The sequence below is a fragment of the Streptococcus cristatus genome, from assembly GCF_003944225.1.
Taxonomy (GTDB): Bacteria; Bacillota; Bacilli; order Lactobacillales; family Streptococcaceae; genus Streptococcus; species Streptococcus cristatus_K.
Window position 1 is genome coordinate 1 of sequence record NZ_RJPN01000016.1, and the last position, 10545, is coordinate 10545.

The window sequence follows — 10545 nt, forward strand, 5'->3', positions numbered from 1 at the left end:
GTTATTTGGTATGCCATTGGCATCAGCTGATGTGGTGCAACCATCCAGTTCGGCAACGGTTACTAGCGAGTCATCAGGTGGCAGAGGAAATGATTCTGGTACGGTCGAGCGGGTAGAAGGTCTAACCAGTTTACCAGCTGAATTGGCAGATAAATTAGCAAAAGCCGACTCTGGCGACAATGGAGGAAGCAGTTCTGATAATAGCGGAAATACTTCTGAAGCAACATCAGAGGTAGCTACTCCCAAACCNGCTCAGCCAGTGGCAAATGAGGGAGTCACTCAACCGAAACCTACGCAGCCGAAAACTTCCGCTAGCAATGAAGCTAGCCAGCCCACTTTGCCAGCTCAAGCAGCAAGTCCTACTGGAAATAACGAAACAGAAATTGCTGATTATGGACCACTTCCAACCAAGGCTCAATTGGACTACCACAAAGAAGAATTAGCCGCCTTTATCCACTTTGGTATGAACACCTATACCAACTCTGAGTGGGGAAATGGTCGTGAAAATCCTTCTAATTTTAATCCGACTAATTTAGATACAGACCAATGGATTCGAGTGTTAAAAGAAGCGGGATTCAAACGGACGATTATGGTTACTAAGCACCATGATGGTTTTGTTCTTTATCCGTCTGCGCATACAAATCACACTGTCGCAGCCAGTCCGTGGAAAAATGGTAAAGGCGATGTCTTGGAAGAAGTTTCTAAGTCTGCGACCAAATATGACATGAATCTTGGGGTCTATCTTTCTCCGTGGGATGCCAATCATCCGTCTTATAAGGTTGCCACTCAGGATCAGTATAATGAATACTACCTCAATCAACTCAAGGAGATTTTAGATAATCCTAAATACGGTAACAAAGGAAAATTTGTCGAAGTCTGGATGGATGGTGCTCGAGGAGAAGGAGCGCAGAAAGTCACTTATACTTTTGATAAATGGTTCGAATATATTAAAAAAGCAGAGGGTGACATCACTATTTTCTCTGCTCAGCCAACAAGTGTCCGCTGGATTGGGAACGAAAAAGGCACAGCAGGTGACCCAGTCTGGCATAAGGTCAAACGCGACAAAGTTCTGGCTAATCCGTCAACAGACTATCTGAATCATGGGGACCCTACTGGAGATATGTATTCTGTTGGGGAAGCGGATGTGTCCATTCGCTCAGGCTGGTTCTATCATGAAAATCAGCAACCAAAATCTTTGCGTGAATTGATGGATATTTACTTCAAGTCTGTCGGTCGTGGAACACCACTTTTGCTCAATATTCCACCTAACAAAGAAGGACGATTTGCAGATGTTGATGTTGCAAGATTAAAAGAATTTCATCAGACGCTCAAAGACATGTATTCTACTAATCTAGCAGCAGGTGCCAGTGTGGTAGCGGATTCTACACGGAAGAATGCCAAATACAATGTCAATCATCTGGTTGATGGTGATGACAAGACATCTTGGGCGCTATCAAATGATGCCTTGACTGGTTCTTTCACAGTTGATTTGGGAGAGAATAAGCGTTTTGATGTGGTCGAGTTGAAAGAAGATATTGCTAAAGGTCAGCGGATTTCCGGTTTCAACATTGACGTAGAAGTCAATGGTCGTTGGGTTCGCTATGGCGAAGGCAGTACAGTTGGCTACCGCCGTCTTATCCAAGGCCAGCCGGTCACTGCTAGAAGAATCCGTGTTACTATTACGGGTGCTCAGGCGACTCCGATTTTGACCAACTTTGCGCTCTACAAAACACCTCAGTCTATCGAAAAGACAGATGGCTATCCTTTGGGATTGGATTATCATTCTAATACTGAGGGAAATAAGAACAATACGACTTGGCATCAAGAAAATGAAGGTGTTCGCGGAAGTTCTATGTGGACTAACCAAAAAGATGCCAGCGTTGAATATCAATTCACAGGAACTAAGGCCTATGTCGTGTCTACTGTCGACCCGCAACACGGTCCGATGGATGTCTATGTAGATGGTCAAAAAGTGGCAATGATTGATACGCAGAGCACCGTGCGCAAACGGAGTCAAACGGTATATGAAACAGGCAACCTAGCAGAAGGTACTCATACTATCAAGCTGGTGAATGCTAGCAATCGTGCCATTGCAACTGAGGGGATTTATACTTTGAATAACAAAAGCAAGGGCATGTTTGAGCTAAGTCAAGCAAGCTATGAAGCTGAAAAAGGTAAAACTGTCACTGTTACTGTCAAACGTGTAGGCGGTGCTAAAGGTTCAGCAGATGTCCGTGTGGTGACCGAGCCCGGAACAGGTGTTCATGGCAAGGTTTACCAAGACAAGACAGAGATTTTGCACTTTGCTGATGGGGAAACCGAAAAGACAGTAACGCTCCAGACTATTGACTTTAAAGAACAAGAAGACCAAGTCTTTGACTTTAAAGTTAAGTTGTCTGACCCAACAGAAGGCAGCTTACTTGGCTTTAACTCATCTGCAACAGTTCGTGTCATGAAAGCGGACAGTCTTTCGCATAACCAAAAAGAATACGATGACCAAGCCAGTCAGCTTATCTACAGTTCAAATTGGCACAGACAGACCAATGCTCAGGGAAATTTCAGTAATACAGAAAGTTGGGCTTCTTATAACGGCTTGTCTGCTGATGCCAAGAAAAAACTTTCTGTGACAGCTATTTTCAGCGGGACAGGAATCGATCTAACTGGTTTTGTGGATCCAAATCATGGTATTTATAAGGTCAGCCTAGATGGCAAAGTCTTAGACTATCAAGAAGGTCAAGGAAATGCCACAGAATACAACGGCAAGAAATACTTTAGTGGTAAAGCGGCTCAACGAAAAGGCAATCAAACACTGGTTTCCCTTAAAGGTTTGAAGGACGATGTTCACGTTCTGACCATGGAGCTGGATCCTGAGCGTAATGACTTGGCTAGAAATATCGGAATCCAATTAGATAGGGTCGTGACAAAAGGAACTGGTTCTCATCTCATTTCCAAACAGGACTTTGTAGAAGAGATGAAGCAGTTGAAAGAAACTGTCAATCAAATTACCCCAGAATTATTGAAAGATACCCCGAATAGCCGTACTGCCTTTGTAGAACATAAGACTGTTTTGGAAAATGAATTGGCAAAAGAAACACCAGATGTCCAAGCAATCTTCAATGCAGTTAATCAATTGAAAGAAATTTTGGATAATCCAGATAACTTTATTCCAGAAAATCGTCCAAACCTACCAGAGGAACCAAGTCCATCTCAACCATCCACGCCAGATCAACCTTCAACTCCATCTCAACCGTCTACGCCCGATCGGCCTGCAACACCTGATCAAAAACCAGATCAGCCGATTGTAACGCCTCCAGTCACTAAAGAAGAGAAAGATTTGCTTCAGGCTCGTAAGCAAAACTTTAATAAAGACTGGTACTTTAAACTTAATCCGACTGGCGACCAATCCAAGGAAAATATCAATATGAAGGATTGGACCAAGCTTAATCTGCCACATGACTGGAGTATCTTCTTTGACTTTGATCATTCGTCTCCAGCTCGCAATGAGGGCGGTCAACTAAATGGTGGAGTGGCATGGTATCGTAAGACCTTCACACTGGAGGAAGAAAACAAGGACAAGAACGTTCGTCTGACTTTTGATGGTGTTTACATGGATTCGCATGTCTATGTCAATGGCAAGCATGTCGGCCACTATCCAAATGGTTATAATCACTTCTCTTATGATATCACTGACTATCTCTATAAAGATGGTCGTGAAAATACGATTGCTGTCCAAGTTACCAACAAGCAACCAAGCAGCCGTTGGTACTCAGGTAGCGGTATTTACCGTGATGTTCATCTAGTCATGACAGATAAGCTGCATGTCAGCAAACATGGCAATAAGATCACCACACCGAAGCTAAAAGAACAGCAGCAGGGAGCGGTTGATACAGTTGTTGCCAGCAAGGTTGTCAATACCGATAGCAAGGCGCATCAGGTTTATGTTGAGCACCAGGTCTTTACCAAAGAAGGTCAGGCTGTCTCAGCAGCTGTCCGTTCCGTTGTCAAAGAACTTTTAGCTAATCAGGAAGTTCAATTTGACCAAACGCTTCAGGTCAACAGACCAACCCTGTGGACGACCAAATCAGATAAGCCACAGCTCTATGTCATGAAGACCAAGGTCTATAAAGACAATCAACTGGTTGATGTGACTGAAGATACCTTTGGTTACCGTTACTTTGACTGGACTGCAGCAGATGGCTTCTCACTAAACGGCGAGCGCATGAAGTTCCACGGCGTATGTATTCACCAGGACAATGGAGCACTGGGCTCTGAAGAAAATGCCAAGGCCATCTATCGCAAATTGAAATTGCTCAAGGAGATGGGTGTCAATGCTATTCGTACTTCGCATAATCCAGCCAGCGAACAGTTGTTGAATGCTGCAGCTGAGCTTGGATTCTTAGTGCAGGAAGAAGCCTTTGATACTTGGTATCATAGTAAGAAGACTTATGACTACGGCCGATTCTTTGACCAAGAAGCAACCCATCCAGATGCTAAACCAGGTGAGAAATGGTCTGACTTTGACTTGAGAATGATGGTTGAAAAAGACAAGAACAATCCATCTATCATCATGTGGTCTCTCGGAAATGAAGTTGAAGAAGCCAATGGAGATGCGCGTTCTATTGCGACAGCTAAGCGCTTGAAGGCAGTTATCAAGGCCATTGACACAGAACGCTATGTCACCATGGGTGAAAATAAATTTAGCCAACGTTCTTCTGGCGGCTTTATCGAAATCGCTAAAATCATGGATGTTGTAGGGATGAACTATGGCGAGCATAACTATGAAGCAGTGCGTCGGGCTCATCCAGACTGGAAGATTTATGGATCAGAAACATCTTCTGCAACTCGGACTCGCGGCTCCTACTACGATCCATCACGGATTTTGAACCATGACCACAGTGCTGGTCGTCGTTATGAGCAGTCTGACTACGGAAATGACAAGGTAGCATGGGGCCGGACAGCGACCCAGTCATGGACCTTTGACCGTGACCATGCTGGCTATGCTGGTCAGTTTATCTGGACAGGCATTGACTATATCGGTGAGCCGACTCCTTGGCACAATATGGATCGTACCCCAGTTAAGAGCTCCTTCTTTGGAATTATCGATACAGCAGGTCTACCTAAGAATGACTTCTATCTCTACCAAAGCCAATGGCGCTCAGCCCAAGACAAGCCGATGGTTCATATGTTGCCACACTGGAATTGGGACGAGGAGAGTCTACAAGACAGAAAGATGTTGGTTGATGGCAAGGTGCCTGTCCGCGTCTTCTCAAATGCAGCCAGCGTTGAGCTCTATCTGAACAATGAATCGCTTGGCAAAAAGACCTTCACCAAGAAGCAGACAGCAGATGGCAGAAGCTATCAAGAAGGTGAAAATGGTCAACTCTATCTGGAGTGGAAGGTTGCTTATAAGCCAGGTACTCTAGTGGCGGTTGCCAGAGATGAGTCTGGCAAAGAGATTGCGCGTGATACTGTGACAACTGCTGACCAACCTAGCAATGTCCGTCTGGTTAAAGAAGAGCATGTCATCGGAGCAGATGGAAAAGATTTGACCTACATCCATTATGAAATCGTAGATGCCAATGGTAATCTCGTGCCGACAGCTAATAATCTTGTACACTTCAATTTGCATGGACAAGGCGAAATTGTCGGTGTGGATAATGGTGAACAGGCCAGCCGTGAACGTTACAAGGCTCAAGCAGATGGCACATGGAAGCGCAAGGCCTTTAATGGCAAGGGTGTGGTCATCGTTAAGTCAACAGAAACAGCAGGTAAGTTTACTCTATTTGCTGATTCAGAAGGTCTAGGTTCAGACTCTGCAACGGTTTATACGGTGAAAAGAACACAGTCTGCCAAAGAATTAGTTGACTTGCTTCCAGCAAAAGTAACCGCTATGGTTGGTGACGAAGCACAACTTCCACAGACAGTCAAAGCTGTTTACAATGACGGCAGTACAGAAGACAAGACTGTGACTTGGAAGGTACCAGCTGACCTGACTAAAACGCGTGGTGTCAAAGAAGTTCTAGGAAATGTAGAGGGTACAAACCTGACTGCTCGCTTGATGCTGAAAGTTTTGGATTTGGTAACTTGGTTGCCAAAAACCCAGACAGTGCCAGTCAATACAGCAACAGAAGATTTAGATAAAGTAGTTACAGCAGTCTTTTCTGACGGTACGACATCAGATGCTGAAGTCAGCTCTTGGACTTTGGAAAATCCAGATGCCTTGAAGACTGAAAATGGCGAAACAACAGCGACAGGAAAAGTCGCAGACTCGGACATTTCTGTGTCAGCTAGATTCCGAGCGTCTAATCAGAACTTAACCGAAGGGGCTGTGACAGGTATTCAGGTTGGTGGCAAGGCTCTGGCTGACTTTAGCGCAGACAAGACTTACTATCGCATTCCACTTGCTTATGGTGCAACTGTACCGACAGTTTCAGCGACAACCACAGCAGGTGCAACAGCTACTATACAACAGGCTAGTGCTGACAATGACAAGCTGACTTCTGTCTTTGTGACAGACGAGTCTGGTCGTCTGACTCGAGTTTATCGCCTGCAATTTGTCGAAGCTAGTCCAGCCTTGACTGGTATTGAGCTAGAAGTAGAAAAGACAGAAAATCTGGTCGAAGATCAAGCAGTACCATATAAAGTCAAAGGTGTTTATGAAGATGGCACTCGGGCGCTTCTGTCAGAAAATGATGTTAACATCACGTTTAGCTCAGAAGATGGAGCAGAAGTAAAAGCTGAAAATGGTAAGCTCTTACTCTATCGTAAAGGAACAGCTCGTATCACAGCTCGTCTTGCAAAGGCAGATAAGACTCTGACTTCGCAAGAACTAACCTTGAGCATCGCTGAAAATACACAAGAAAAGACCATTACAGAGCTGCGGACCATTAAGCTATCGACAGATTTGCATAAGGTGCCAACTCTCCCTCAAGAAGTACTGGCAGTTTATAATCAAGGTTTGCCGCGTAAGGTAGCCGTGACTTGGGAGCCGATTTCCCAAGAAAAGGTTGATCGCTATCATAGCTTTACCGTTAAGGGGCGAGTAGCAGGTACTGACATTGAAGCGCAAGCTCATGTGACTGTTGAAGGCTTCTTGACAGCTGAAGAAGTTTCATTGGCCGTGCCAAAAGGTGAGAAGATTAAACTTCCGGCAACAGTCCGTGCTTATCACTCTGATGGCAGTGTCCAGTACAAAGAAGTAAACTGGGATGCTGTTCCATCTGATGCAACGGCTCAAGCTGGAAAAATAGAAGTTACAGGAACAGTCGTGGGACTCAATCTGAGAACCAAGGCTCACATCCGAGTGTCTGAGCAAACGGTCCAAAATAAGAATATCTCTAAACAATGGACAGGGTCAGAACTTCCAGCAGCCTTTGTATCTGATACTGGTGGGGATGATAGCGCTAGTGCTCTAAATGATACCCACATTTCAAGAACTTCAGGCGGAGCTAAGAATCGTTGGACCAACTGGCGTACTGGAAATGAAGAAGATTATGCAGGTATCTTATTTGGAGATGCAGGTGACTTGACTAAACGCTTTGTTGATAATCTAAAAGCAGACTTCTACACGGATGGTTCTATTGGTCTGCCAGAAGAATATGTTATTGAATACTATGCAGGCAAAGATCTTCCAGAATTACCAAAAGATGTTAACCATGTTCGCAAAGAAGCGCAGCATCCATTCAATCAATCAAGTAACTGGAAACAGGTAACTGGTCTTCGTGCGCCTCAGACCCTAAGTGCAAACTCTGAAAATGTCTTCCGCTTTGATAAGGTAGAAACACCAGCTATCCGTATTCGTATGAAGAAGAAAGCGAACACCTCAGGTGTTGGTTTGACTGAGCTCACTGTTATGGGCAACAGTGTTGAAGAGGCGACAAGTGCAACCGCTAAGATCATGATAGATGGACAGCCTATCCCAGGCTTTAACAGCGCTATCAAGGAATATGAGATTGTCAAGAAAGAAACAGGCAATCAAGTGACTGCAGAAGTAAGCGACAATGGGTTAGCGACAGTGATTCCAGCAGCATCTGAAAAGGATCCTGTCCGTGTACTCATCAAGGCTGAAAATGGTCAAATCGTGGATGAGTACCGCATTCGCTTTGTCAAAGAGAGTAAGCAAATAGGTAAGCCTGTGGCTGCTGAAATATTATCAACAGTCGTAAATGTAGGAGAGAGACTCCAGTTGCCATCAACTGTACCAGTTTATTACCCAAGTGGTACTGAGTGGGTTAAGAAAGATTTAGCAGTTACTTGGAATCCAGTTGATGAAAGTCTACTTCGAACTAAAGGTAGCTTTACATTGACAGGAACGATTCCAGGAACAGATCTGCAGGCACAGCTTAAAGTACGGGTAAGCGAGCAAACTGGACGCAATGCTGCTTTAAACCAAAATCATAACGACCAAGATTCACTTGCTTTTGCTTCAACGACTAATGACACAGATCAAGCTTCACAAGATAGGGTTCACTATGTAAATGATGGTTCGACCAACGAAAGCAATCGCTGGACTAACTGGTCAAGACAGGCTCCAAGTAAAGAAGTATCTGTCGGTGTGCTTTTCAAAAAGCAAGGTCAGATTTCAGCTGAGACAGTACAACAAGTTGGTATGCAGTTCTTCAGAGATAGTGGAACAGATGCACCACAAAGTCTCGTCTTAGAATACTATGACGGTCCAGACTTTACTGAGCCAAATCCAGCTTCTCGTTATGCTGAGCAAGCTGATCATCCATTTAACAATGCAAATAATTGGAAGCAATTGAACTATACAGCAGATAGCGAAATCATAGCTGGCAAGATGATTCATTTCAACTTTGATCCAGTTAAAACAAAAGCTATCCGTGCCCGAATGACACGCAAGGATACGACTAACGGGGTTGCACTTGTAGAGTTCACTGCCGTTACACCAACAGAAGCGCTTCAGTCAACTACAGTAACGAACATCACTGTTAATGGTCAAGCCTTGGCTGATTTTGCAGCAGATAAGACAGATTACCGTCTGGAGTATCAAGGTACAAGACCAAGGATTGAAGCTACTGCTACAAACAAAGCAACTGTAACAGTTGTTCAGTCTGATAGCGATGAGCTTCCAAGTCTTGTTCGTGTGGTGACGGAAGACGGTCAAACGACTAAGGAATACCGGATCCAGCTAGTGAAGAAAGCAGCGGATACTACACCTCCAGTTCACAAAACGACTCCAGACGAAGGTGTTAAGATTCAGGTAGTCGAGCAACCACGCTTGGATATTGTGACAGAAGTTCTACCGTTTAATACCGTCGAACGTGAAAATCCACAATTGCCGAAAGGTACACGAAAAGTTGTCCAAGAAGGCAAGGCCGGCGAGAAGACTACACTTGTGGAAGTGACCATCGAAAATGGTCAAGAAACCGGCCGTGTGACTCGCGACAGCTTTGTTTCCAAAGCCCCAGTCGACAAGATTGTGGAAGTTGGCAAGCCAGTTGAGCAGGTTACACCAGCAGAAGGCGTTAAGAATCTGGTTGTAGAGCAGCCACGCTTGGATGTGGTAACTGAAGTTCTACCGTTTAACACCGTCGAACATGAAAGTGCTCAATTGCCTAAGGGCATCCGAAAAGTTGTCCAAGAAGGCAAGACCGGCGAGAAGACCACGCTTGTCGAAGTGACCATCGAAAATGGTCAGGAAACTGGTCGAGTGACTCGCGATAGCTTCGTTTCCAAAGACGCAGTTGATAAGATTGTGGAAGTTGGCAAGCCAGCTGAGCAAGTGACACCAGCAGAAGGAGTTAAGAATCTGGTTGTCGAGCAGCCACGCTTGGATATTGTGACAGAAGTTCTACCGTTTAACACCGTCGAACATGAAAGTGCTCAATTGCCTAAGGGCATCCGAAAAGTTGTCCAAGAGGGCAAGGACGGTGAAAAGACAACGCTTGTGGAAGTGACCATCGAAAATGGTCAGGAAACCGGTCGAGTGACTCGCGATAGCTTTGTTTCCAAAGCCCCAGTCGACAAGATTGTGGAAGTTGGAAAGCCAGTTGAGCAGGTTACACCAGCAGAAGGCGTTAAGAATCTGGTTGTCGAGCAACCACGCTTGGATATTGTGACAGAAGTTCTGCCGTTTAACACCGTCGAACGTGAAAATGCACAATTGCCGAAGGGTACTCGAAAGGTTGTCCAAGAAGGCAAGGACGGTGAAAAGACAACGCTTGTAGAAGTGGCGATTGAGAATGGTCAAGAAACCGGTCGATTGACTCGCGACAGCTTCGTTTCTAAAGCCCCAGTTGATAAGATTGTGGAAGTTGGAAGCAAGGAAGAGAAACTAAACAAACCAACTACACCAGAGAAGCCTGTAGAGCCATCTAAACCATCTAAGCCAGAAAATAACTTGCGTATCTTGACGGACGAAGCTACCAAGGTTCAAGTGATTGGCATGAAGTCTACGCTTGATCAAGTTGTGGCCTTGAAGGTTAAGAAAGTAGCAGCTCAAAGCCTAGAAGGTAAGCTCTACGATGCTTATGACATTAGACTAGAAGACCAATTTGGCCAATCTGTACAACCTAAGGGTAAGGT

At 44.8% G+C, this 10545-nt stretch carries 1 protein-coding gene and 1 pseudogene; both read left to right on the forward strand.

Annotation, left to right across the window (positions count from 1 at the left end):
* Positions 1-319 precede the first annotated feature (319 nt).
* Positions 320-9391 (forward strand): annotated as a pseudogene (locus D8797_RS09915) (Ig-like domain-containing protein); the annotation flags it as partial.
* A gap of 129 nt (positions 9392-9520) precedes the next feature.
* A partial coding sequence (locus D8797_RS10620) for a G5 domain-containing protein (RefSeq protein ID WP_446677494.1) occupies positions 9521-10545 on the forward strand: 1025 nt, incomplete at its 3' end.